The sequence below is a fragment of the Marinomonas sp. ABL3_031 genome, assembly GCF_056161265.1.
In genome coordinates, this window is the sequence record NZ_JBSWYU010000008.1 from 161,777 (window position 1) to 184,823 (window position 23,047).

General features: G+C 44.0%; 25 protein-coding genes. 4 read left to right on the top strand and 21 right to left on the bottom strand.

Annotation, left to right across the window (positions count from 1 at the left end; all coding sequences use genetic code 11):
- Positions 1-93 precede the first annotated feature (93 nt).
- The 5 genes from ACXAH2_RS10810 to ACXAH2_RS10830 form a co-directional block, all read right to left on the bottom strand.
- The gene (locus ACXAH2_RS10810) at positions 94-1,764 is read right to left on the bottom strand and encodes an amino acid ABC transporter ATP-binding/permease protein (protein ID WP_475078445.1); all 1,671 of its coding nucleotides are present in this window, start codon (positions 1,762-1,764) and stop codon (positions 94-96) included.
- Positions 1,733-3,532: a thiol reductant ABC exporter subunit CydD gene (cydD, locus tag ACXAH2_RS10815; protein ID WP_475078446.1), complete on the bottom strand. Its 1,800-nt coding sequence runs from the start codon at positions 3,530-3,532 to the stop codon at positions 1,733-1,735. Before cydD ends, ACXAH2_RS10810 begins: the two co-directional genes overlap by 32 nt.
- Positions 3,533-3,534: 2 nt before the next feature.
- On the bottom strand, positions 3,535-3,645 hold the full coding sequence (cydX, locus tag ACXAH2_RS10820; protein ID WP_446815433.1) for a cytochrome bd-I oxidase subunit CydX: 111 nt from the start codon (positions 3,643-3,645) through the stop codon (positions 3,535-3,537).
- A gap of 83 nt (positions 3,646-3,728) precedes the next feature.
- Positions 3,729-4,865, bottom strand: a complete 1,137-nt coding sequence (gene cydB, locus ACXAH2_RS10825; RefSeq protein WP_475078448.1) for a cytochrome d ubiquinol oxidase subunit II — start codon at positions 4,863-4,865, stop codon at positions 3,729-3,731.
- A 1-nt stretch (position 4,866) separates the two neighbouring features.
- The gene (locus tag ACXAH2_RS10830; protein WP_475078450.1) at positions 4,867-6,441 is read right to left on the bottom strand and encodes a cytochrome ubiquinol oxidase subunit I; all 1,575 of its coding nucleotides are present in this window, start codon (positions 6,439-6,441) and stop codon (positions 4,867-4,869) included.
- A gap of 349 nt (positions 6,442-6,790) precedes the next feature.
- Here ACXAH2_RS10830 and ACXAH2_RS10835 point away from each other — a divergent pair, with 349 nt between their 5' ends.
- Positions 6,791-7,687, top strand: a complete 897-nt coding sequence (locus tag ACXAH2_RS10835; RefSeq protein WP_475078451.1) for an alpha/beta fold hydrolase — start codon at positions 6,791-6,793, stop codon at positions 7,685-7,687.
- 88 nt (positions 7,688-7,775) lie between these two features.
- On the opposite strand, the gene arsN2 is transcribed toward ACXAH2_RS10835, so the two are convergent.
- The 8 genes from arsN2 to ACXAH2_RS10875 all read right to left on the bottom strand — a co-directional run bounded on the left by arsN2 (position 7,776) and on the right by ACXAH2_RS10875 (position 13,316).
- The gene (gene arsN2, locus ACXAH2_RS10840) at positions 7,776-8,204 is read right to left on the bottom strand and encodes an arsenic resistance N-acetyltransferase ArsN2 (RefSeq protein WP_475078453.1); all 429 of its coding nucleotides are present in this window, start codon (positions 8,202-8,204) and stop codon (positions 7,776-7,778) included.
- 152 nt (positions 8,205-8,356) lie between these two features.
- Positions 8,357-9,232 carry a TauD/TfdA dioxygenase family protein gene (locus ACXAH2_RS10845; RefSeq protein ID WP_475078455.1) on the bottom strand — a complete coding sequence of 292 codons (876 nt, stop codon included), beginning with the start codon at positions 9,230-9,232 and terminating at the stop codon, positions 8,357-8,359.
- A 75-nt stretch (positions 9,233-9,307) separates the two neighbouring features.
- Positions 9,308-9,928 carry a dioxygenase family protein gene (locus ACXAH2_RS10850; protein ID WP_475078456.1) on the bottom strand — a complete coding sequence of 207 codons (621 nt, stop codon included), beginning with the start codon at positions 9,926-9,928 and terminating at the stop codon, positions 9,308-9,310.
- 418 nt (positions 9,929-10,346) lie between these two features.
- The gene (locus tag ACXAH2_RS10855) at positions 10,347-10,814 is read right to left on the bottom strand and encodes a GNAT family N-acetyltransferase (RefSeq protein WP_475078457.1); all 468 of its coding nucleotides are present in this window, start codon (positions 10,812-10,814) and stop codon (positions 10,347-10,349) included.
- Between the two features lie 44 nt (positions 10,815-10,858).
- Positions 10,859-11,476 (bottom strand): LysE family translocator, encoded by a 618-nt coding sequence (locus ACXAH2_RS10860; RefSeq protein ID WP_475078458.1) that lies wholly within the window; start codon positions 11,474-11,476, stop codon positions 10,859-10,861.
- A gap of 65 nt (positions 11,477-11,541) precedes the next feature.
- Positions 11,542-11,982 (bottom strand): N-acetyltransferase family protein, encoded by a 441-nt coding sequence (locus ACXAH2_RS10865; protein WP_475078459.1) that lies wholly within the window; start codon positions 11,980-11,982, stop codon positions 11,542-11,544.
- 55 nt (positions 11,983-12,037) lie between these two features.
- Positions 12,038-12,454 (bottom strand): VOC family protein, encoded by a 417-nt coding sequence (locus tag ACXAH2_RS10870; RefSeq protein ID WP_475078460.1) that lies wholly within the window; start codon positions 12,452-12,454, stop codon positions 12,038-12,040.
- A gap of 388 nt (positions 12,455-12,842) precedes the next feature.
- Complete coding sequence (locus ACXAH2_RS10875) at positions 12,843-13,316, bottom strand: N-acetyltransferase family protein (protein ID WP_475078461.1); 474 nt, start codon at positions 13,314-13,316, stop codon at positions 12,843-12,845.
- A gap of 484 nt (positions 13,317-13,800) precedes the next feature.
- Here ACXAH2_RS10875 and ACXAH2_RS10880 point away from each other — a divergent pair, with 484 nt between their 5' ends.
- Entirely contained in the window at positions 13,801-14,244 is a 444-nt protein-coding gene (locus tag ACXAH2_RS10880) for a hypothetical protein (protein WP_475078463.1), read from the top strand.
- Between the two features lie 306 nt (positions 14,245-14,550).
- Here ACXAH2_RS10880 and ACXAH2_RS10885 read toward each other — a convergent pair whose 3' ends face one another.
- From ACXAH2_RS10885 to ACXAH2_RS10915, 7 genes are all read right to left on the bottom strand, one after another.
- Entirely contained in the window at positions 14,551-15,597 is a 1,047-nt protein-coding gene (locus ACXAH2_RS10885; RefSeq protein ID WP_475078464.1) for a mannose-1-phosphate guanylyltransferase/mannose-6-phosphate isomerase, read from the bottom strand.
- A 207-nt stretch (positions 15,598-15,804) separates the two neighbouring features.
- The gene (locus ACXAH2_RS10890) at positions 15,805-16,125 is read right to left on the bottom strand and encodes a 4a-hydroxytetrahydrobiopterin dehydratase (RefSeq protein WP_475078465.1); all 321 of its coding nucleotides are present in this window, start codon (positions 16,123-16,125) and stop codon (positions 15,805-15,807) included.
- 143 nt (positions 16,126-16,268) lie between these two features.
- A complete protein-coding gene (locus ACXAH2_RS10895) occupies positions 16,269-16,829 on the bottom strand; it encodes a YbhB/YbcL family Raf kinase inhibitor-like protein (RefSeq protein WP_475078466.1) in 561 nt (186 codons plus the stop codon).
- 77 nt (positions 16,830-16,906) lie between these two features.
- Positions 16,907-17,722 (bottom strand): helix-turn-helix domain-containing protein, encoded by an 816-nt coding sequence (locus tag ACXAH2_RS10900; RefSeq protein ID WP_475078467.1) that lies wholly within the window; start codon positions 17,720-17,722, stop codon positions 16,907-16,909.
- 118 nt (positions 17,723-17,840) lie between these two features.
- Positions 17,841-18,206 carry a hypothetical protein gene (locus ACXAH2_RS10905; RefSeq protein WP_475078469.1) on the bottom strand — a complete coding sequence of 122 codons (366 nt, stop codon included), beginning with the start codon at positions 18,204-18,206 and terminating at the stop codon, positions 17,841-17,843.
- A 69-nt stretch (positions 18,207-18,275) separates the two neighbouring features.
- The gene (nudK, locus tag ACXAH2_RS10910; RefSeq protein WP_475078470.1) at positions 18,276-18,854 is read right to left on the bottom strand and encodes a GDP-mannose pyrophosphatase NudK; all 579 of its coding nucleotides are present in this window, start codon (positions 18,852-18,854) and stop codon (positions 18,276-18,278) included.
- A 13-nt stretch (positions 18,855-18,867) separates the two neighbouring features.
- Positions 18,868-19,002: a hypothetical protein gene (locus ACXAH2_RS10915; protein ID WP_475078471.1), complete on the bottom strand. Its 135-nt coding sequence runs from the start codon at positions 19,000-19,002 to the stop codon at positions 18,868-18,870.
- A gap of 104 nt (positions 19,003-19,106) precedes the next feature.
- On the opposite strand from ACXAH2_RS10915, the gene ACXAH2_RS10920 reads away from it, so the two are divergent.
- Together ACXAH2_RS10920 and ACXAH2_RS10925 are read left to right on the top strand one after the other, a co-directional pair.
- Complete coding sequence (locus tag ACXAH2_RS10920) at positions 19,107-19,586, top strand: hypothetical protein (RefSeq protein WP_475078472.1); 480 nt, start codon at positions 19,107-19,109, stop codon at positions 19,584-19,586.
- 348 nt (positions 19,587-19,934) lie between these two features.
- Entirely contained in the window at positions 19,935-21,599 is a 1,665-nt protein-coding gene (locus ACXAH2_RS10925; RefSeq protein WP_475078474.1) for a hypothetical protein, read from the top strand.
- A 774-nt stretch (positions 21,600-22,373) separates the two neighbouring features.
- On the opposite strand, the gene ACXAH2_RS10930 is transcribed toward ACXAH2_RS10925, so the two are convergent.
- The coding region (locus tag ACXAH2_RS10930) for a hypothetical protein (protein WP_475078475.1) at positions 22,374-23,047 on the bottom strand (674 nt) is incomplete at its 5' end.

Below are 23,047 nucleotides of genomic sequence, written 5' to 3' on the forward strand. Positions count from 1 at the left end.
CCCGCTCAGCAGAGCGGAATAATGCTCTCCCGACCAAAGCCAATCCGAGGAAACCCAGAACTCTCAGACTCCCCCTTAATAAGGAGAGGGAATTTATAACTCAATGACTCTTGCTTGCTCCGACAATGGGCTATCGATGTGGCTTACAAGTATCAACATCTCTGGCTTGTAGTCATGACTCAAAGAATGACAAATGCGTTCGATGGTGGCTTTGTCTAGGCCGTCAAAGGGTTCGTCTAGTAAGAGTAAAGGTGCGCGGCGCAGTAGCAATCTTGCTAGGACGAGGCGTTTTCGCTGTCCGCCAGAAAGATCGCGGCCTTGTGAACTGAGTAAGGTGCTCAGTCCGTTTTCTAGTCCCCTCACCCAATCGGCTAACGCCACGGCTTCCAGTACCGCCCACATTTCTTCATCGCTGGCATCGGCTTTGCCTAGCATTAGGTTGGCCGCAATGCTTTGTTGAAACACATAAGGAGACTGGGGTAAGTAGCTGAGCTGGGCTTGGAAAGATGAGTTGTCGTAAAGGTCACAAGTTTGCTGATTCACTTGCGCTTTACCTGTGGCTAAGCAATCTCCGGCAATGGACGCCAACAAGGTGGATTTACCGCTGCCGCTGGCACCGCGTAACCAAAGGCTGCCCCCTGTGTTGAGTGCAAGATCGATAGCTTGATTGCCCAAGCCACTTGCTAGGTGATAGCCACGCCAATCTTGCAATGCAAGGTGGTGAAGCCGATCAATAGCATCACCTACTACTTGTGGGGCGTCTTGTTGGATTTGATTCAAACGACGCAAGCCTACTTGCGACTGACCTTGTGCCACGAAGGATTGCACCAGTGGCAACACCAGTTCGTTGACCGCCAACAAGGCCAATACTAGGCCCACTAACCAAGTGCCTGACACTCCGTCTTTGAGTTGCCAGTTCATCTCGCTCATGCCTGAGCTGTTGATCATTACGTCGCCCAATAGCAGAAACACGCTGGCGAGTAAGCCGATGGTGACCATGTATGCCAATAATCGCCCTAGGCTAATGGCTTGTTGAATCATAACCTCCATGCGCTTTTGACGATTGTCTAATTGCTCCAAACGAGCTGCGTAATCTTGCCAGTGGCCACGTATGGTTAGGGTAATCAAAGCAGAAAACAAGCTGACAAAACGGCCGCGTCTGTGTACGCCAAGAATTTGTCCAACATGCACCGCATGGGACGCGAAACGACCACACACATAAGGCAATAAGACTAGATGACAAAATGCCGCGATGCCTAGCGGCCAAAGTAAAACGGGGTCAATGAAGTAGGCAAAAATGCTTACGCCGAGATAGCCAAGCAAGGCATAGAGCCAAGGCAAAAACACCACCAAGGGCCAACGTATGATTTGATCCAAATCGCTTACCAAGCGTTGTAATAAGTCGCCACGGCTTTGTTGGTGCAAATCGGCAATCGGTTTGGCGACACGCTGGTCCCACACCCAAAGTCGCAGGGTGCGTAATAAACCCAATAGATGATTGTGAGCCGTAACTTGCTCACCGTAGCGCCCTGCTGTTCGAAGAATCGCTAAGCCGCGCACTATGGCCCCCGGGGTGAGGTAATTAAATACTAAAGCGGTGCCCAAGGCGGTTGCCAGTCCGGCGGCAGAAATAAACCAGCCAGACACGCCCAATAGCGCCACGCCGGCAATACTAGAGGCCACACCGGTTAATACCGGAATGAAAAAGCCCCAAGGATTGGCCAATAACAGCTTAACAAGGGACAGCGTATTTGGCTTGTTCATGCAATCCTCCGGAACGATATGTTCGCCCTGCTTTACTTTCTTCTGCCAAGCCTGTGCGGCTCAGGCTCCAGTGTTTGTCGGCCCAATGAATGGGGTGGGTATCGTGGCTAACAATGAGTAAGGTTTTGCCACGTGAGACGTTTTCTAAGGTGGTTAATATGGCGGCGGCGGTATCAGTGTCCAAACCTGAACAAGGCTCGTCCAAGAGCCAAACCTCGGCGTTAGATAATAAGGCTCTCGCAATGGACAAACGCTGCATCTGTCCACCCGATAAACCACTGCCTAGCTCAGTGAGTTGGGTGTCTAAGCCATTGGGTAAGGTGGCAATAAAGTCCGCACATTGGCTGTTGTATAAAGCTTTTTGTATGCAGCTTTCGCTCGGTTCAACAATGCCCAGCAAGAGGTTGCGGCGAATGCTGCCATTCACCCATTCAGGGGTTTGTGGCAACCAAGCCAACTTGTTACGCCATGTTTTTAGGTTCAGCTTAGAAAAAGCCTTGCCTTTAATATAGAGCTGGCCTTGGTAATTTTCTTCAAAACCTAATAATAGATGCAATAAACTGGATTTCCCTACACCGGATTCACCGCTTAGCCAAACCCGTTCCCCTTGCAGTATATGGCCCGTCATCGGCGCTAGACGTTGTCGTCCTGCATCTTGCCAAGCGAGTCCCTGAAAGGATAAATAGGCCAATTGTGCTGAACTTGTAATCTTGTCTTCTGCTGTCGACAACGCTTTTTCCATCGATAAAGGCACGTCTAGAATACGCATCAGATCTGTGGCCGCCGCTTCGGCTTTTTGTTTGGCGTGGTAATCGTTTCCTAACTGACGTAGAGGCAAATAAAACTCTGGGGCAAGCAGTAAGAGAAACATGGCTTGCGTTAATGTCACAGGCGCAGTGCCTACTTGCCAAGGCAAGATTTCCAACAAGCCCAAACCTAAATATAAGGCAATCATGGCAATGGAAATGGAAGCAAACAGCTCCAAGGTAGCAGTGGATAAAAAAGCCAATAACAGGACGCCCATGGTGGTTTTTTGGTACGCATTAGCACTGTTAGACAGACGATCTCGTGCAGCGTGTGTGCGACCAAGGCGTTTGAGTTCCGCCAACCCCTGGCTGAGATCCATAAACTGGTTGGACAACATGGCCAGCACATTGAATTGACGACGATTCGCCTGCGCCGCCTTGTAACCAACAAAAATCATAAAGACGATCACCAATGGCGCGGTGAGCATGAAAACTAAGAAGGCCACCCATGACACCGGAGCGACCGATAATAAGATCACGCAAGGTATCAGGGTAACCATAAACACTTGTGGTTTATAGCGACTGAAATAATCGTCCAAAGCGTCTACTTGTTCATAGACTCGTGTCGATAAGGCCGCGTCTTCTTCGATACGCAAACGCGCTGGGCCCAATTGCGTGAGATGGGCGATCAATTTGTGCCGCAAGCCATAACGAATGTGCCGACTCGCAGAAGCACAAACGCGCTCTCGGCCAAAGTTGGCAAGAGCGCGTAATAACAAAGCAAATAAAGCCAGAAACAGGAAGAAAAGCGAAAACGCCTGTTGCAACACCATGTCGGAAAACAGGTTGGCAAACGCCCAAGCTTGCAGCACCAAGGCCACCGCAAATAACACACCAAAGCCTTGCGCGAATCGGTATTGAGCCGACTGCTGCGTCGCCAATTCGGTTAGGAAACCGGCTTCGGGGGTTTTGATGCGTTTACTTTTTGACGCCTTGGAGGCCGCTTTTCTGCCCGCCATCATGCTTAGGATTGCTCCTCTTCACCTTCGTAACCACTAAACTCTAACCATACCGCATTGATGATACCGAAAGAGCAAGCCAATAAAATGCCTAGAATCCAAGCGAAATACCACATGATTCATTCTCCTATTTGTTGATCAAGTAAGGTCTGCATGCCTCACTCGATCCATTACCCATATTGATTTTCTCTAACCTTGCTTAGTACAAAGAATGCTTGTTGGCTTCAATGTGCTGCTTGTTCAAACGACCGTACATCACTAGGTAGCTCCACAGGGTGTAACCCAATACGATAGGCACAAAGATACACGCCACCACAAACATGATCATCATGGTATTTTCACTGGAAGTCGCATCCCACATAGTCAAGCTCATGCTTGGGAAACTGGATGATGGCATCAAGAATGGGAACATAGAGCCACCAGCCGTCACAATAATGCCCGCAATCCCTAGCGAAGAGCTCAAGAAGGCCAAGCTCCCTTTACGCTTCACGCCCGCAATTGCGGCCATCAACATACCCAAGATACCAATCACTGGTGCCAACATCAGAGCCGGTACCTTGGCATAATTTGCCAACCACGCCCCAGGCTGAACTTCTGCGGTTTTCATTAACGGTGTCATGGCTTCATTACCATTTACCACGCTAGTGATGACGTAGCCATCGATACCAAAGGCCAACCACACACCCGCCAGCATGAAAAACACCGCAGCTAAGAAACCTGTGATGGAGGTCGCCATACCGGCTTTACGCAACAAGTCGCCTTCGGTCTTCATGAGTAACCAAGCGCCACCTTGAGTGACCAGCATCATCAAGCTGACCAAACCACATAGAATGGCAAAAGGGTTCAACAAGGCGAAGAAGGAACCTGTGTAAGTGACTCGAAGGTATTCATCAAACTGGAAAGGCACGCCTTGCAACAGATTGCCGAACGCCACACCGAAAATAATCGGCGGCACAGCCGAACCAAATACGATGCCCCAATCCCAGCTATTACGCCACTTTGAACTTTCTAACTTAGAGCGGTAGTCAAAGCCGATTGGACGGAAGAACAAGGCCGCCAACACCAACATCATGGCAAAGTAGAAGCCAGAGAAGGATGTCGCGTAGACCACAGGCCAAGCCGCAAACAAAGCACCACCTGCGGTGATGAACCAAACTTGGTTGCCGTCCCAGTGCGGTGCAATGGAGTTGATCATGATGCGACGCTCCGCATCGTTCCCCCCGATCACTTTCAACAAGCTTCCCACGCCCATATCAAAGCCGTCGGTTACGGAGAAACCAATCAGCAAGACTCCGACCAACACCCACCAAATGATTTTTAATAATTCGTAATCCATCTTATACCCCCTGCTTTAGCTGATCAGCTTCTTGTTCAAGCGCGTAGCGTCCAGTGTGTAAGCTGGAAGGCCCTTGCTTGGCAAAACGAATCATTAAGTACATCTCGGCCACCAAGAAAGCGCTGTAAAGTAGAGTGAAACCTATGATGGTGAACCAGATTTCCCCCGCAGTCAGATTGGATACCGCCACGTGAATTGGCAACACCTCACCAATCGCCCAAGGTTGGCGACCGTATTCAGCAACGAACCAACCAGTTTCGCAGGCGATCCAAGGTAAGGGTAAACTGGCCACAAAAAACTTCAGTAAGGTCCGGTTTTGACCAATACGACGACGGGCATTTTGATAGAAGGCCACAGCGAACATGAGCAACATAAGGAAGCCACAGGCCACCATGATGCGGAATGAGAAGAACAAAGGCGCCACTCGTGGAATCGAGTAGTCAACGGCCATGTCAATGTCCTCAGGAGACACTCGGTTAATGTCTTCGTTGAAGGCAGTGACCAGTAAACCATAACCAAGATCGTCTTTAACCTTGTCAAAGTTTTCTTTCACCAATGGATCCGGATTACCAGAACGCAATTCTTCCAACAGCTGATTGGCATAAATACCGTTAATGATACGCTGACGGTTATGCTCTTTCAGCTCTTTAATGCCCATCACTTCTTCGTCTAAAGAACGGGTGGCGATCAAGCCCATCAAGCCCGGTATACGTAAAGCGTATTCCGTTTCCTCAAGCGCTTGATTCGGAAAGCCAATGATAGTGAAAGGCGCTGGTGCTTCGTGAGTTTCCCATTCGGCTTCAACCGCCGCCAGTTTCACCTTTTGCACTTCCCCCAACTCGTAACCAGACTCGTCTCCGAGAATGATCACGCTCAATACTGACGCCAAACCAAACGCTGAGGCAATAGCAAAAGAGCGCCGTGCAAAGGCAAGATCACGACCTTTTAATAGATAGTAACTGGAGATGGCCAATACGAATACTGCGCCCGTTGTGTAACCAGCAGAAACCGTGTGAACAAACTTCACCTGTGCCACCGGGTTCAATAACAAAGCACCAAAATCGACTAGTTCCATGCGCATGGTTTCGTAGTTGAACTCAGACCCCACTGGGTTTTGCATCCAACCATTGGCGATCAGAATCCATAATGCCGATAAGTTAGAGCCCAGCGCCACCAACCAAGTCACCATCAAGTGTTTGACCTTGCTCATGCGATCCCAACCGAAGAAGAACAGCCCGACTAACGTGGACTCTAAGAAGAAAGCCATCAAGCCTTCAATGGCCAGTGGTGCACCGAAAATGTCACCCACGTAATGAGAGTAATAAGACCAGTTGGTGCCAAATTGGAACTCCATGGTCAAACCGGTTGTTACCCCCAAGGCAAAGTTAATGCCGAACAATTTGCCCCAAAACTTCACCATGTCTTTGTAAATTTGTTTACCCGTGATCACATAGACCGACTCCATGATCGCAAGTAAAAAAGCCATCCCTAGTGTTAAAGGAACAAACAAAAAGTGGTACAGAGCAGTAAGAGCAAACTGAAACCGCGATAGATCCACTACAGCTTCGTTAATCATATGACTTCAACCCATTCATTTGATTGAGAAAAAGGCGCTTGTCGACACATCTGGCACAGTGTTCTTTTTATCCAACGCCCACCGAAACCCCAAACCTAAGATCAGGGTTTACTATAAGAATGGATTATGAGTGCTGTTGGATTTTGAAACATTGCTATAGATCAAGAGAATGATAGTGAACAGACATTGTCAGATTGTGACAGGGAAAACCGTCTCCCGACGAACGCAATCTTTGGCTTTATTCTGAAAGAGGAATGACTATTGATGTCAATCATGTACAATCTCAACTCTATTTAAAAAAGCAGAGGATGCGCTTTTTAATGTGCTATCTCGGTATGGAAAACACACCATGAAGTCGCTCGCTAATGTATTTGCTTATCCCTTTCGCTTCCTACTAGCAACAAGCTTGGTGGGGCTTCTAGCTGCCTGTGATTCCTCTTCACCTAATTCTGACACTCAATTTAATGAGGCCAATAATGATTTAGGCCCAATACAAAATCATGTGCTCTATATGGAAGGCCCAAGCGGTGACTTCAAACTCCACTATGCCAGCAGTGATCGCAGCCTCACGCCACGAGACACCTTAGTCTTTATTCACGATACCGATGACAGCAGCTTCAAGCCCTATTTTCAAAGCGATGAGATTAAACAGGATTATCGTTTGATTGCCATTGATCGACCCGGCTGGGGACGCTCAACTTACCCACAAAATTATCCCGCAGATATTGAATTACAAGCGGAGATGCTGGCCCCTGTGATTCAAAATATTTGGCAAAGAAACGGTCAGCAAAAGCTTATTTTGGTCGGTAATGGTTACGCTGGCGTCTTAGTGCCTTTGTTGGCCGTAAAGTACCCTACCTTTATTCGAGGCATAGTGTTAATTAACGCCACTATTACCCAAGATCATCTGCATACCGATTGGTTCGCTCCCGCGTTAACCTGGCTGCCCTCCTTTTTATTACCCACACGCTGGTATCAAACACAACAAGAGCAAGCGGATCTACAAGGCAAACTCAAGCAAATACAACACGCCTTTGCTCAGCTCACACAACCTGTGGCTTGGCTGCAAAGCGTCGACGCCAGCTCGGCCCACCCAGGCACATACATGCGCTTGGCAAAGCAGCTGTTTCAGCAAGCGGACATTCATCTAACCTTGGTGGAAAACTCAGCACTGGATTTGTATCAACAGAACACAGAACAAGTCATGCGTGCTGTGCAAGCCATTAACCTTCACAGCCGCTTGTAAAGTGTGTTTATTGCTTATTTACTTGGTAAATCAGAGTGGCCACTGATTCGAGCTGTCACTGATAAAAAGGAAAAGAATGCCACTGCCATTAGATGAATGTTTTTTTCATCAAGCTGGCTGATGCTGGGCACAAGGACGAAAATTGTTCTGTTTTCACTATGCTTGTGGGAGCTTCTTGTCTGGTGATGACCTGATAACCCAGCTTTGAAAAATACGCTTTCGCAGTGGTTGTTAAAAGATAAACGGCTTTCATGCCTTCATTGTTTGCCCAATGCTCTGCATGCTGAACCAATGCTCGCCCTAAAGCGGAACCTTGATAGGTTTTATTAACGGCCAAAGAACGAATCAGCCCTTCTTCTTGATAAGCTTCAACCCCTATCATACCCACCAAGGTCTCCCCTTCTTGCATACCAAATAAGGCCACCTGTGTCGCACCAGACAAATCCTCATAAGGCAAACCATGCTGGATTAACAAGGCCTCAGCTTGCGCATTAAAACGCATTGATAATATGTTCATAGGCGCTCCCCAAAAGATCATTTTGCATTCTCAAGTCACACTTGGCAGTACTTGTCTCAAATCAACAAGCGTCCCAGAGCGATTTAAAGAACGGGCCACTTGTTGTCCGCTCCTATTCCATTAACACATTTAAAGAATGCGTTGAAAGGAACTTACTCATAAGGTAACCCGGCCATCTCCGCATTCCCTTGTACTGTCACACGATGCAAACGGCGCGGCGCATCACCATAATCGGTCACAGCAAAATGTTGGGTAATGCGGTTATCCCAAATCGCGACTGAATTCACCTGCCATTGAAAACGCACCTGATGCTTGGTTTGTCGTGCTTTGGCAAAGAGTTGTGCTAATAACGCGTCACTTTCCTGTTCACTCATGCCCACAATAGCGCGAGTAAATTGTTCATTTATGAAGAGTGCTGTTTGGTGTGTTTCGGGATGCGCTTGCACCATGGGTCTTACCAAGGGAGGAAAATCTTCCGATTTTTTACTCACCGAGCTTTCACCCTGTTCATTTATGTCATCGTAACGACTATTGGCAAAGGCATGTAAGGCATGCAGAGCTTGCTTGTCACGCACTGCTTCTTGCTCAGCCAGATTAAGGTCAGCCCACACGGCTGCCATGTCACACCAAATAGTGTCGCCGCCCTGCTGAGGAAGATATTGCGCATGCAGGATGGAGCATTTAGGAGGAATCCGTTGCCAGGTCATATCCGTATGCCAGAAACTTTTGCCAGGTGGATTACCAGGAGAGGTTTCAATCACCACTATACGATTATCTTCCTCCAAATGAGGGAAGAATGGGTGCGCAGGTTCTAACTCCCCAAAACGCTTACCTAAGGCTAAATGTTCATCGACCGTTAATGCTTGATCTCGAAAGAACAAAACCTTGTGCTGTAAAAAAGCCTGATACAAGAACGCAAACTGCTCATCAGACAAATCGCTCAATACCACATCTTCCACCATAGCACCGATGGATTCCGTTAACGCTTGTATCTTCATCACAGGTTCTGCTTCTCTTAGGTTTGACACTGTTGCATATTCTTAGACGTGCTTTCCCCGTGATTGTAACTGGTCACTGGTCACTGGCAAAAATAGAAATTTACTTTAAAGAATAAGGTCAATTTGCGCAGTGGTGACCCCGTCTTTTTTCACCAACACCATAGAAACACTGTCGGCTTCGGCAGCGGACAGACGGCGAAAAACACCATCGGAGCGATTACTCGGTTCATCAGCAATATAAAATTGCGTAGTCAATTTCTCTCTGCGTCCATCCAATACCTTGACATGAATATGAGGCGTTCTTCCCGGATAGGGTGTCGGTTTGATGGTTCGAAAACCATAAGCACCATCGGCATCCGTAATGTCGTAACCAAACCCCTGAAAACCGCTATCGTATTCTATGTTGTTGTCATCTTCAGGGTGCAAGTATTTACCATTCACATCACATTGCCAAATTTCAATGCGATAACCCGTCAAAGGTTGACCCGTTTTAGAACGAATCTTGCCATGCAGATGAATCACTTCTCCACCCGCTTCCTCCACTCGACCACGCACCTTAACAAGATCATTATCCGAATCGTTAAATCGCATGGCTGGCGTTGGATAAAATGGTCCTTCCGTGGCTTTTGGGGTCAGTACTGCCGCCATAGTATTGCGCGACAACAGCGCTAGACTGGATAGAATAAAACCGCGCCTTATAAGACCACGGCGAGAAAAGAATGTCATAGAGTGTCCTATATAAGATCAATAATAAACGCTCTTATAAAAGACAGATGAGAAAGGATTAGGTTCCCCATCCATTTACTTTCCTTAGAAAAGGCGAAAGCCGACCTCTTTCACCTTGGCTTCTTTGCTGATCGAATAGCAAGCCAATAATTCGCCTTAACTTGGGTGTTGGTTTGTTTTCACATCAAAAGGACGACATCACCAGGATGTAAAATAATCAGCCAATAATATTGAGCTTTAGCCTTGTTTCCATTGTTTGGATTATCAAGCTCGTCGTCCATTTGGTATTTTGAGAACAAGATCCAATCCTTTGCATTGTGTGCCTTAATCACCTCATCAATCATAGGTTTAGCAATTCGATAAATGTCTTCATCTGTTTTTCTATCATCATGCTAACAACCTCGGTCATTCGTCTTATTTATGTCGCCTTTAGTGATAACAAATCCTTCTGCATAAAAACACGTTGATAGCCTTCGTTATTCTTACGCTCTGTCTCAACATAACCAAGAGATTGATATAATTTAATATTTTCATGCATATTGACATGTGTATATAAGGTTATCCTAGGAAACTCCGCTTTCAAGGCTTCTATTTCGGCTAAATGAAGCAATTGCATGCCAAAACCTTTGCCCTGATGATCTGGTCGAATCGCAATATTATCCAACAACATAATGGATTCACGTTCTTTCAACACCAGTACACCAACCAAATCATCATCAACTAAGACCACAAACACTCTATGCTGATAAATCACTCGATAATAATCTTCCATCATAGGGCCAGGCGGTCTCCCTATTCTTTCAATATAACCCTCGAATGCCGCTTTAACACAATCCGTTACCGCTTTTGTATCGGTTAACTCCGCTCTTCTAATTACCGTCGCCAAATACACTCTCCTCAGCTGTATTTATCTATTTCGCCCTGCTGTTCTTATGCTCTGTGACTCAACAGTAATGCACCACCAAAACCAATGAATAAGCCACCTGTGAGTCGATGAAACCATCTCACCGCAGCCTCTTTTGCTAAATGTTTGCTGCCCGACATGGCAAACCAAGCATACGCAGACAGAGCGACAAAAGAACAGATCGCAAAGGTCAACGCCAAGAGACTAAACTGCGCAAAAGCATTGTCTTGAAGCGAAATAAACTGGGGGAAAACAGCCGTATAAAATGCCCAAGCTTTGGGGTTAGATACCCCTGTGAAATACGCTTCAATAAATAAGGTACGGGAAGAAATAACGCGTGTTTTTTGCGATAAAATGACCGCGAAATGTTGTTTTGAACGCCAAGCCTTTAGTCCAAGATAAATAAGATAGCCCCCACCGAGCAACTTCATAATGACAAAAGCTGGCTCCGATGCCAATATCAAAGCGCTTAGTCCGATGGCGGATAGGGTCGCCAATGTCATCACTGCCGCCACATTCCCCCAAATGCCCAGCAAAGCCTTTTTAACACCAAATTTTAGCGTATTCTTAACCACTAACAGTACTGCTGGCCCAGGTGTAAACGTGGCCACCAAACAAAAACAAATAAACGCAAAGTAACTCATAAGCAAAAACCTCCATGTGAGTATATAGATAGTTTATGATGACTTATCTGACGCATCCTGCGCCGTTATAGTTGTTTCAGAAAACACACGACTCGTGCCGTCTCCTCAAAACCAAACTCTTGATGCAAACGAATACTTAAGGCATTTGATTCATTTGTATCGCTGCCCAGTTCCGAATACCCCAGACTCAAGGCCCATTCTTGTGCCGTTAACATCAGCGCCTTACCCAAGCCTCGGCCACGATATTCTGACGTCACAAACCAGGCTTCAATAAAGGGCACGGCATCTTGATGACTGCCTTCCACGAAGGAACGTATATTGAGTTCAATAAAGCCTACTGCTATGTCATCCTGCTCGGCAATAAAAGCGGCCACTAGATCTTTACTTTTACCATCAAAATATTTATCCAGCTCAGGTAAATGATCTTCATCGTATTCTGGCCATAAGGCAGCTCGCATTTCCGCCCAAACAGCCCTGTCTCGATATGCCATTTGTCTAATTTGCATTACACCTCCCACTCTCTATTCATACCATTTCATAAAATGGCAATGAAGCTCAAGGTTATCGATTCGCCATAGGGTGATCTGGATGAAACTTTACAAGATCCCATAAGTTGCCATATAAATCAGCAAAAACAGCCACTGTGCCATAATCCTGCTGCTGAGGCTCACGTTCAAAATGAATTCCAATGGCTTTCATGCGTTCGTAATCACGCCAAAAATCATCGGTATTTAAAAACAAAAAGACGCGACCACCCGCTTGATTACCAATAACATCATATTGTTCTGGTTTTGATGCTCGAGCCAATAATAGTGTCACACCATGAGAATTCGGTGGCGCCACCACCACCCAACGTTTGTCCTGTGCAGGCTGATAAGTGTCTTCGATTAATTCAAAGTTGAGTTTGTTCACATAAAAATCAATCGCTTCATCATAGTCTTTCACAACCAGTGAAACGTGCACAATATTTTGCTTCACAAAGCCTCCTTTTGAAAAACGCATACTAACATAAACGCGTTTTCATAATGAATACGAATGTCTCTCGTTAATTCATATTAAATAAGGAAAATTTGAAAAATAATGGCAATAGAAATTTTTTTAAAGTAACCAATAAGTAACGATAACAATCACATCTAAAGGCACTAATCTAGTCTAATAAGACCACATATTAGTATATAAAGCTATCTAAGCAAGGGGCGAATAAGTCTTCTGAACATCAGTCTTATCTAAGAAACGGCCTATCAAGGCAAGAGTGAGCAGGAATGTTAATACCTTTCAATCACTCTTAACACTAAGAAGCCGTTTCTCTGAAAGAATCGAAGGAGACCTACATGGATTATGGCATTAAGGCAGCACAGGAGCTTACTTAATCAGCGAGCCATTTAAACATAATATAACTGTCAACATAGCCTAATTGCTTATGCTTGTAAGCTTGGGGAATGGTACCAATAATACTAAAACCCAGCTTTTCCCAAAGTCGAATGGCAACTTCATTTGTGGAGACCACACTATTAAACTGCATCGCCTCAAAACCCAGTGTCCTCGCAACTTGCTGAGAGTGCTCACACATACGACGGGCCACGCCTTTTCCCCTCGCATGAGAGGACACCATGTACCCGCAATTACTAATGTGGCGACTCGGCCCCATGGCATTGGGTTTGATATAATAACTGCCTAGAATCACATCATTTTCGACCAACACGTAGGTTGCCATCGGCGACTCACACCAAAGGGTATACGCCTCTTGCTGAGTCATATTAGGATCAAACGCGTAGGTTTCTTGCGCTGTAACAATCTCAGCAAACGTGGGCCAAAAGGCAACAAAATCCGACTTTGTCATTTCTCTAATCACAATACTTCTCTCCAGATAAAATGAACACATTGAGCCCTGACTTACACAAAATACTCAGCTATACATCGCTATCAGTAAAATTTTATATTCGACCAGATAGAGCTCATCTAATGAGATATTGTTTTCCTTAATGGTGTATTAAGTTATCTCAAACTAAATATTTCTCTGTGACTAACTGTATCAAGTTTAAAATTTAGGTGCCCTCTTGTACCAAGTTATTACTGCACGAAAATCTTTATATTTCTTGAATTATCTTTAGTCCCTAACTATATAGTTATATGAGAACCATTTACATTTCTCATATTTGCTTCATTAGCAAATCAGGGTATTAGTTTGCAGTATTACCCGACAATGCTGCATTCCTGTGTCAGTTAGCAATTCCCAAGGGATTGCTCGGTTTTAATTGATTTCGGAGTGAAAGCAAGGAAACTTTCGCATTCAAAACCTATTTCAATTAATTGGAGGGTAAATCATGTCAACAACAGCAAGTATTGCATGTCAGCAATTTGAAGTTCCGGGAGCAGGAGAAACTATTCAAGCTGTTTCAGAATTAAGCGATGTATTTAGTCCACCACACCATGGGCCCGTCAGTATTCCAATTACTGTGCAACTAGAAAATAGTGACTCAAGTTATACCCATTTCCCAATTGTTCGCACGGCACGATACGCCATTTATCTGGATACACCTGATGTTTTTGCAGGCCTCATTTATCCAGGCTCGAACCAAAATACAGGGACAGGTACTTCAATAGCTACTGAAATAACCACTATAGGAAGCTGCTCATCTTTTGTAGAAGGGTTTGTTAGCACAACAGATATTATTTTTAGCAGAGACGACCCTCAACCCATTGCTATTCAATTTAATAACTGTAATAGACAAACAATTAAGTACATTGTCGCAGTTTTTATCGACTAAGCTTACTAAGTCACACAAAAATGCACCACTACATAGACTTATGTCAGTGGTGCATTTCTCATTAGTATCTATTAATCTGCTTTGATCAAATACCATTTAAAAAGTGAGACTATTTTTTGCTTTGGTATTTGGCTTGTTTGCGTTTATGACATTCTCTGACAAAAAAGGCCGCCTGACTGCTATTTTAAGACAATGCAGAATCGTCCATTAACAATTTTGATCTGAATTGTTTAAACGTCAATTAGGCAAGCAAAGCAGTGATTCATCCTCAAAAAAATGGCCACCAATGTGTATTTCATTAAAAACTCATTGATAATTTGGTGCAAGACGCTTAACTATTTTCTTAACCTCTTGCGCATGATTCTTATCCATTACCAGCACAGCATCAGCGGTTTCTACAACGACCAAATTCTCCACTCCAACCACTGCAACCAAACGAGACTCCGAACGAATCAAACTGTTGTGCGTTGCCTTAACTATCACATCGCCCGACAAGACATTCTGATCAGCGTCTTTTTCTGCATAATCATACAATGCATCCCAAGCACCAATATCATGCCAATCTCCAGTATAGGGAACCACTTTGGCTTTATTGGTTGGTTCCATCACAGCAACATCAATAGACTCTTCTGGGCATTGACTAAAGAGTGCGGCATCAATACGCACAAAATCCATGTCTTCACTGCGTTTATCATAAGCAGCTATGACAGTCTCAGCGATGTCTTTTCTATGAATGGATAACTCAGTAAGATAAGCATCCGCTTGAAATAAAAATATACCGCTATTCCAAAGATAATCGCCTGAAGCAAGATAGGACTTCGCGGTTTCTAAATCAGGCTTCTCAATAAATTCAACGACCTGGTGATTGGCGGCAGAACGAATGTAACCATATCCGGTTTCAGGATGAGTGGGTTGAACGCCAAAGGTTACCAAAGCATTTTGCTTAGCCAGCTTAGCAGCTGTTAAGATACTTGTTTCAAATGCATTTACATCGCGAATCACATGATCAGCAGGCAAGACTAACATCAGCGCATCAGTAGGGTATTTTTGTTTTACTGTCAACGCCGCTAATGCGATAGATGGTGCTGTATTGCGGCCTTCAGGTTCAAGTAAGATACTCGATTTATCAACACCAACAGACTGTAGCTGTTGTGCGATCAAGAATCTGTGCTCTTCATTACAAACGATAATAGGATCCGCGACATCCAGTGCTTGAATACGAAGCAAGGTTTGTTGCAGCAGACTGTGTTCTTGATCCGTCAGTGGCAAGCATTGTTTCGGTATATGTTTACGAGAAAGTGGCCACAAACGATTGCCAACACCGCCGGCCAAGATAATGGGAATTAGTTTCATATAATGGTGCTTTATTTCTGCTGTGAAGATGAAAGTTGCATTGGCTCACACTCAATAAACAGGAAGCTCACAGCTTACTTTAGAGGGCATAGTAAAGTAATACTCTATTGGTTGTAAGTGGCCGAGCATTACTTTAAGTGATTCATACTATATTGAGCATAAAATATCCTGTATTAGTGACCTGCTATTTGCCTCTGACAAGACATCTCAGCCATTTGACTTGTGAAGAGACTCTGCATAAGCATCCATTTGTTTTGCCATGTCTTCATCTTTAAGGGAAATACCAGCAACATCATGGGTCATCAGCTGGACCTTGACCCTATTGTAAACATTAAACCATTCTGGATGATGATTTATTTTTTCCGCATATAAGGCAACCATGGACATAAAACCAAAAGCCGAGGCAAAATCCCTAAACACATATTGCTTGGTGAGTTTCCCTTGCTCCAAAGACCAGCCATCGGCGCCTGTGTTTAACTCTTTAATAAGCAATTGAATGTCAGCTTGTTCATATTTGTCAACTTGCATAACCCCTCCTTGCAATTCACTTATCAAGTATAGGAAAAAATCTGCCTACTTAGGCTATGATAGAAAAAAAACCATACTATCTAGGGAAGATAAGAATTCCGTTCAAAAAACCCTTCCTATCTTCCCAAGATCACGCCACTTCCTTAACGCTTATAAAGGGCTTCCAGTGTCGCTGAATCTAAAGAATAGGCATTAATCATGTAACCCGATAATGCGCCAGAAGGGTCTTCAGGCAAGTCCAATGTCTGTGATAAGGCATGGACAGTAAATTGATAACGGTGAGCACCATCCCCTGGTGGAGGGCAAGCACCACCAAAACCGGCCACACCATAATCATTTCTGATTTGTCTACTGCCATCAGGAATGAAACGGTTATTGGCATTCCCAGCACCGGAAGGCAAGGTCGAAACATCACTTGGAATATTGACCACCTGCCAATGCCACCAACCACTGCCCGTCGGCGCATCAGGATCATAGACAGTGATCGCAAAGGCTTTGGTGCCTTCTGGCGCTCCGCTCCATGAAAGTTGTGGTGACTGATTGCCCCCACTGCATCCAAAACCTTCAAACTCCTGAGCTTTCCCCATAAAGGCCCCATGTTCTATGTCGTCACTGCTGAGGGTAAATGACTCCGCCAATACCGAACCCGACATAAGCATGATGGACAAAAAACAGTAACGCAATTTAACGGCTTTGATATTCATCTGTGTTTCCTTTAAGCTGATTTAAAGAGATTATCCTAGTCTCACTTGCCCTTTTACTTTAGTCCCTATCAATCCATTTATTCGCCCAAAACCGTCAATCTGGTTTTTCTTAATGCGGTCGGCGTAATATCAAAAAGCTGTTTAAATTTATCGGTAAAACGCGATTGAGAGGCATAGCCACATTTTTCCGCGATCAAACCAATGGGCTCAAAACTGGTCTGCACCAGATGCAAGCCATAACCTAATCTTGCTCTGTCCTTAATCTGTTGCAAGCTCATTCCTTCTGCCATCAATTTACGCCTCAAGGTTGACTCACTCATCGCCAACATGGAAGAGAGAGTCTCAGCGCCTAAGTCGTTTGACAGATCATCACTAATAATGGAATACACCTTATGACTTAAGGTCGGCGGCTCCACAATCGATCTTACCTGATCAAAGCCCAATGACAGCAAAACATGCAGTATTTCTTGACGCCTAAGATGCCATAATTCCTTTGGTGCAAAAGCCGACCATTCAATAAATTGCTGTAATGTTTGCCGCAGCCGAGACTCAATTGGCCCTTGGAAATACCCTTCTGAACTGGCATTAGTCTGTCTAATCCCTTCAAAATCCGCATAGGAAAACTCAATAATAATAGAAAAATATTCCACGCCACTAGGCACATTTTTCATGGCAATCTTGGGGGTATTGGATTGAAAAACAAAACTTCCGGAAGGGCAATGTATCTCATTCTTTTCGCCCAGTGTTTTATTGCCGGACAAGACAAAAACTAACAAGGGCTTAGCCACAGGAACGTTCAACATAAATTGTTCCGCCGACGAGGAATAAACAGAAAAAGGCAAATCGCTCCTTTCCTCTAAAACACTTTTTGCAATTTCAATAAGCTTCTGCATAAAAAGAACATCTTGATTAAAAAGACATAAAGAATGAGACTTTTTTAAGATAGAAAGCAAGCCAAAGTTTGTGATTGATTGAACACAGCGGATAACCTAAAACCATCTCATCCGATTTCTACTCGGCCTTTCCCGTGCCAGCAAACCCCACCATTCGGGAAATTAACTCACCTTTATGTTCAACAAAATATTGACCATATTGCACTTTATGAATGCCATCTGGTCCAACACCACTAAAGGCGACCAAAGCACGAGTGAGATCACCGGTTACATCAGCCGATACCAGCTTAGCGGACCAACCTGGAGCATTGGCACTGAACATACCAAGATAATGATTTAACTCAGTCACATTGCTAATGGTGTCTGGAGTACGTGGGTCAAGGTATTCCACCTGACTGACTACCGAGCTTTTCACCTGAGCAAAACGTGCCTCTTCATTCGTCACTTGCCAAGCGGCAAAGAAATTCGCAATCGCCTCAGACATATCCATCTCCTTTTATCCTCTAATAAAACCATGAGTATTCGCTAAAAACGTCACCTATTATTTGCTTCTTTAACAAAGCCCCTGTAATTGAGCGTATTGCAGCAGCATAATGGTTTTACCGTCTTTAATTTCCCCTGCAGCAATCATATCAAGCGCTTTGGTCAATTCCAGTTCCACGACTTCAATGTGCTCTTGCTCTTCGTCAAGCCCACCACCTGCCGACACTTTCATCGCATCATGGTATTCGGCAACAAAAAAGTGCAGTATCTCGGTCACCGAACCCGGTGACATATAAGCCTCATAGACTTTTTTCACTTTTTCGAGGCGAAAACCCGTTTCTTCTTCTGTTTCTTTGCGAATGCATTCTTCTGGATTATCTTCGTCCAGCAAACCAGCACAAGTTTCGATCAGCATACCATCGGGGTTGCCATTCACATAACTGGGCAAACGAAATTGGCGGGTTAAAATAACGCTGCGTTTTTGAGGGTGATAGAGCAAGATGGTTGCGCCATTGCCTCTATCATAGGCTTCTCTTTCATGGCGCTCCCATTCTCCCTTGGGGTTCTGGTAGTCATAAGAATATTTATTAAGGGTATACCAGTTATCGGATAACAAGGTTTTTTCCACATTTCTTATCTTGCCGCTCATCGCCGCCTCCTTTTTATGGGGTAAGTTCCATTCTAACGAAAAACAGCAATGTGTTGACAGACATGTATTCATCCGTCATGGCTTTCCCTTCTGCCACGCCTAATGAACCCAACTCGATGGGCTTTCCAAAGCCTCTACACAGTGACATTTGTCAGTCACCTTGCCGTTATAACGCTGCGGCTGAAATCTTTTATTCTCAACCGCCTCGGACCATGGAAGTGTTGCCTGCGGTAGTCGTTATAGGGGGAGTCGATGTTGACGTATGACACCCTGTCCATAAACTATTATTCCGATCCAGACCTAATGCCAAAAGCCATTCATAATGACCAAGACACTTGGGCAGCTCTCATCAAGGCAACACAATATGTCTCCCACTGGATTGAAGATGCCCAGTTTACGATAAGCAGTCCACCGTCTTTAACCAGTGCCGCTACCCGTTGGTTATCGCCAGCAGCAGGCATTGCGAAAAAGGCTGGTTGGGCTGCCATTGGTGACGCGGCCGCCTCATTTGATCCATTGTCAGCCCATGGTATGACAACAGCACTCTGGGCGGCCGCACAAACACCCCAACTCGTGCAAGGCTTTTTAACGGGAGACATGACGCTGCTTGAAAAGTATGCACAGTCTATTGAAACTGGACGCAAGGAATACCGACATCAGAGAAGCATCATGTATTCAGCGGAAAGAAGATTCAATGGCAGGCCTTTTTGGGACAGAAGAATACACAAATAACCATGCGATCAAGGGGACCTTAAACACAGGTGGCAAGAATCCACTTAAGCTACTGAGATGTGATTTTATTGCATCCGCTACTTTGAAGCCTTTTTAAAATGATTGTGTCTAGAAATGGATTTCCTATAAGAAAGGTCAAAAAATTACCTGACGCTTCATATCTGAAACGCCATTTTTCGGGGACGACACATGAAATAAAAAAAAGGGTGTTTTATTTGAAAAAATATGTTCTATTTTGCCGGTAGGTAGACCTGTAGACAGATGAAAAAATTCCTTTTTAGCATCTGTAAAAAGAGCACTGCCTATTAAATACACAGGATATTAACTATGGACTATGGAGAAAACAGGATGTTTTTACCAGCAGAACAAAGACTCAAAACCAACCAACGTAGGACCTTAAAAAAGCAACTCATCAATTTCCTCTTGACGGTGATACTAGCAAGTTTTACCAGTCTAGCGAATGCCACAAACTTAACTCTTCAGCAAATCATAGATGCCAGTAGTATTTTTCGATTCGATGAAAATAACAGCATGTTCACTGATACCTCGGCACCAGACGAGCTTTCAACAACCAATGGCAATACCGCATCCACACTAGGAGCACAAAGGCTGCAAGCTTTCAAATACGCGCTTGGCATCATAGCGTCAGAATTACGCATTAATCAAACGATTGATATCGTCCTCCAAGACAGTGATACAAACTGTAACTACTATGCAACCGCCTCCTATGCGTACAGCTATCAAAATGGCGCAAATCAAATTGCCAATACCCTTTACCCTGCCGCCTTGGCTAACCAGCTAATGCAAACCGACTCTTCAGGTAGCAATGACGACATCTGGATTAAAATCAATCCAAATTACCTAAATGGCTCTTGTAATAAGAAGTTTAACTATGGTTTTTATAGCAACGAAAAAGACGTCAATGCCATCGACTTTATTCAGCTAATCATGCACGAAATGACGCATGGCATGGGCTTTGAGATAAGACCTTCCAACGATAGTAATCCTTTTATCTATGAGCGTATGCTGTGGGTCAAAGACAAACAAAAGTATTATTCAGATTTAAACAGTGATGAGCGCACCGATGCTAAGAAGGTGATTTCTAATATCGTGTTTAATGGCCGTATAACGCGCCAACAAGCCGCCAATCTATTAGACACAAATGTTGAGCTGGTTCCAGAAACCATTCAGGATACCAGCATCCCTAAAATTGACAGTAATGTGGTCACCACTGAAGCCCTTCCTGACAGCGGCATTCATGGACAAATTAATATTGTCAATTTCAATACTTGCGCCATTAGCGGAAGCCTTGAAGACAAAATAGTCCTACTGCCCGGTGGCTGTGCTCGTAAAGAATTAGGTTACAATGGCACCCAATATGACGCCATTACTAAAGCTCAAAATCAAGGCGCATTAGCCGTTATTACCAATGCTGAAGCAACCTTCCGTGTTTCTGCTTATACCGATATTACCATCCCCGTCGTTACCATGCCTTTGTCAGACTATCAAAAATTACAATCTGCCATCGAGCTTTTACCAACGGATACTTACTACCGCTTACAGAAACAAGCCAACAAATTAATGGGCACCGATGAGTCTGGCAGACCTTACGTGCATACCGGAATGAACATAGGATCCGCTTCTATCTTACTGCATTGGAAACCAAATGTTTCTCCTAAGCCAGTGAATAATCGCACCGTCAGAAATATCATGGAACCTTATACAGACAACGGTTTAGAGTATGCTCAGCGATCTATTCGCTCGTCTATACCGGCTTTAGTTGACATGGGCTGGGCTGTTCATAGCTGCGGCAACGGCATCCTTGATGAATTTGAAGAATGTGACAATGGTAATCTAAATGGCACCCAGTTTTGTGCACAAAACTGTACCTTACCAGGCTATTGTGGTGATGGCGTGGTAAATATTGCCACGGAAGAATGTGATGACGGCAGTAATAATAATGACAATACCGCCAATGCTTGTTCATCCATGTGTACTGTTAATAATTTTTAACCCCTCTAAACATAAAAGCAGAAAAAACCATCGGTTTTTTCTGCTTTTATTCGTCTAACTACCCACTTTCCATATTGAGTTATTCAGTAAGATACGAACCAATCCACTCGATGCATTCCAAGCTACCCTAGCGGGCATTATTTACTCAGTTGACGACCAACAGTAACTTTGAGCGTTCGCTTTTTGAAGGAATTAAAGCTGTGATGATATTTGAAAAAATTTAAACTGGCTCAATTGCTAGATTGAGCCCTAAAAGAAGTTAAGGGGATTTCTAACTTATTGAAAATATTAAGAACTTAAGGTGGGTGTCTTGTTAAATTTGTTGAAAATATTTAGAGCCTAAGGTGTGTATCTTATTAAATTATCTTAGCTCAAATCTAATCTGACATCGACACCTGAAAAAATCGGTAACTGTCAGTTCAAACCTGAGCCAGTAAAGCTAAATTGACAATTAGATTTTCAATACTCTTTTTAGTTCTTCTTCATCAAACATTGCTGGATTAGATAGTAGGCTATCTAGAACAAAAAAAATACAATATATTCCAACAATTAAAAAAAATATTCGACTATATTTATTTTCCACTCTAACTACTCCATAAGCATAGTGAATTATTTTTTTAAAAATAAAACAATAACAATAATATAATCCTAAACTATAGGTTAATATCACTCCACTAATACTTCTCCACCCCCTCACCTCCGAAATATATATACATAACAATAAGAGCAAGTACATTAAAAATAAAAAGAATATATTTCTCTTAGAATAATTCACTATTCATCCCCCTCAGATAAGAGGTCTTTAATTTCATTTGATGATAAATGACTAACTCTTTCAGACGTATTATCATTTATGCCTGTTCTTTTTAAACCATTTTTTATAGCAGATCCACCAATATTAGGAATAATAAAGTTAAGCCAATCACCAGTCATAATGAATTCGGCAGTATCTGCAGCAGCCCCTAATATACTCCAACCAACCCTCTGAGGAGCAACCATTGTACCAACAGTAACGACTCTATTTCCAACCTTAAGAAGATCTTTGCCATCTATTCCATGAACAGCCCTCTTTACATCCTTAGGAAAATTTTTAACTGGTTGAACCCATGCTCTATCTACAGCCTCTGGAGCATGCCATGGATTCATATCAACATGCATTAAATTCCAATTATCTCCCTGCTCCTTATCCAAGCCTTTGTATTGAGCTGTATTTGTTTTGACATAATGACTAGTGTTACCGACATGCTCATTAGTCGACGCCATGCCACTGTCATAACCATTGATGTCTAAGGCTAAATTCGTATAGTCCGCTAGGTTGCTACCAAAATTATTGGCGTAGGCTTCGTTATCGCTTTGGCTGTAATGATTGCCATCCTGCGCATCCATTTCATGAGCCGATTCATGACCAGCGGCATTAACAAGCACTTCCGTTGAGTCTATATTAACGT

Bases quoted from the DNA above. Each gene is read 5' to 3' on its own strand.
- ACXAH2_RS10810 (WP_475078445.1), bottom strand. From the start codon at position 1,764: ATGAACAAGCCAAATACGCTGTCCCTTGTTAAGCTGTTATTGGCCAAT.
- cydD (WP_475078446.1), bottom strand. From the start codon at position 3,532: ATGATGGCGGGCAGAAAAGCGGCCTCCAAGGCGTCAAAAAGTAAACGC.
- cydX (WP_446815433.1), bottom strand. From the start codon at position 3,645: ATGTGGTATTTCGCTTGGATTCTAGGCATTTTATTGGCTTGCTCTTTC.
- cydB (WP_475078448.1), bottom strand. From the start codon at position 4,865: ATGGATTACGAATTATTAAAAATCATTTGGTGGGTGTTGGTCGGAGTC.
- ACXAH2_RS10830 (WP_475078450.1), bottom strand. From the start codon at position 6,441: ATGATTAACGAAGCTGTAGTGGATCTATCGCGGTTTCAGTTTGCTCTT.
- ACXAH2_RS10835 (WP_475078451.1), top strand. From the start codon at position 6,791: ATGAAGTCGCTCGCTAATGTATTTGCTTATCCCTTTCGCTTCCTACTA.
- arsN2 (WP_475078453.1), bottom strand. From the start codon at position 8,204: ATGAACATATTATCAATGCGTTTTAATGCGCAAGCTGAGGCCTTGTTA.
- ACXAH2_RS10850 (WP_475078456.1), bottom strand. From the start codon at position 9,928: ATGACATTCTTTTCTCGCCGTGGTCTTATAAGGCGCGGTTTTATTCTA.
- ACXAH2_RS10860 (WP_475078458.1), bottom strand. From the start codon at position 11,476: ATGAGTTACTTTGCGTTTATTTGTTTTTGTTTGGTGGCCACGTTTACA.
- ACXAH2_RS10865 (WP_475078459.1), bottom strand. From the start codon at position 11,982: ATGCAAATTAGACAAATGGCATATCGAGACAGGGCTGTTTGGGCGGAA.
- ACXAH2_RS10875 (WP_475078461.1), bottom strand. From the start codon at position 13,316: ATGACAAAGTCGGATTTTGTTGCCTTTTGGCCCACGTTTGCTGAGATT.
- ACXAH2_RS10880 (WP_475078463.1), top strand. From the start codon at position 13,801: ATGTCAACAACAGCAAGTATTGCATGTCAGCAATTTGAAGTTCCGGGA.
- ACXAH2_RS10885 (WP_475078464.1), bottom strand. From the start codon at position 15,597: ATGAAACTAATTCCCATTATCTTGGCCGGCGGTGTTGGCAATCGTTTG.
- ACXAH2_RS10890 (WP_475078465.1), bottom strand. From the start codon at position 16,125: ATGCAAGTTGACAAATATGAACAAGCTGACATTCAATTGCTTATTAAA.
- ACXAH2_RS10895 (WP_475078466.1), bottom strand. From the start codon at position 16,829: ATGAATATCAAAGCCGTTAAATTGCGTTACTGTTTTTTGTCCATCATG.
- ACXAH2_RS10900 (WP_475078467.1), bottom strand. From the start codon at position 17,722: ATGCAGAAGCTTATTGAAATTGCAAAAAGTGTTTTAGAGGAAAGGAGC.
- ACXAH2_RS10905 (WP_475078469.1), bottom strand. From the start codon at position 18,206: ATGTCTGAGGCGATTGCGAATTTCTTTGCCGCTTGGCAAGTGACGAAT.
- nudK (WP_475078470.1), bottom strand. From the start codon at position 18,854: ATGAGCGGCAAGATAAGAAATGTGGAAAAAACCTTGTTATCCGATAAC.
- ACXAH2_RS10915 (WP_475078471.1), bottom strand. From the start codon at position 19,002: ATGTCACTGTGTAGAGGCTTTGGAAAGCCCATCGAGTTGGGTTCATTA.
- ACXAH2_RS10920 (WP_475078472.1), top strand. From the start codon at position 19,107: ATGTTGACGTATGACACCCTGTCCATAAACTATTATTCCGATCCAGAC.
- ACXAH2_RS10925 (WP_475078474.1), top strand. From the start codon at position 19,935: ATGTTTTTACCAGCAGAACAAAGACTCAAAACCAACCAACGTAGGACC.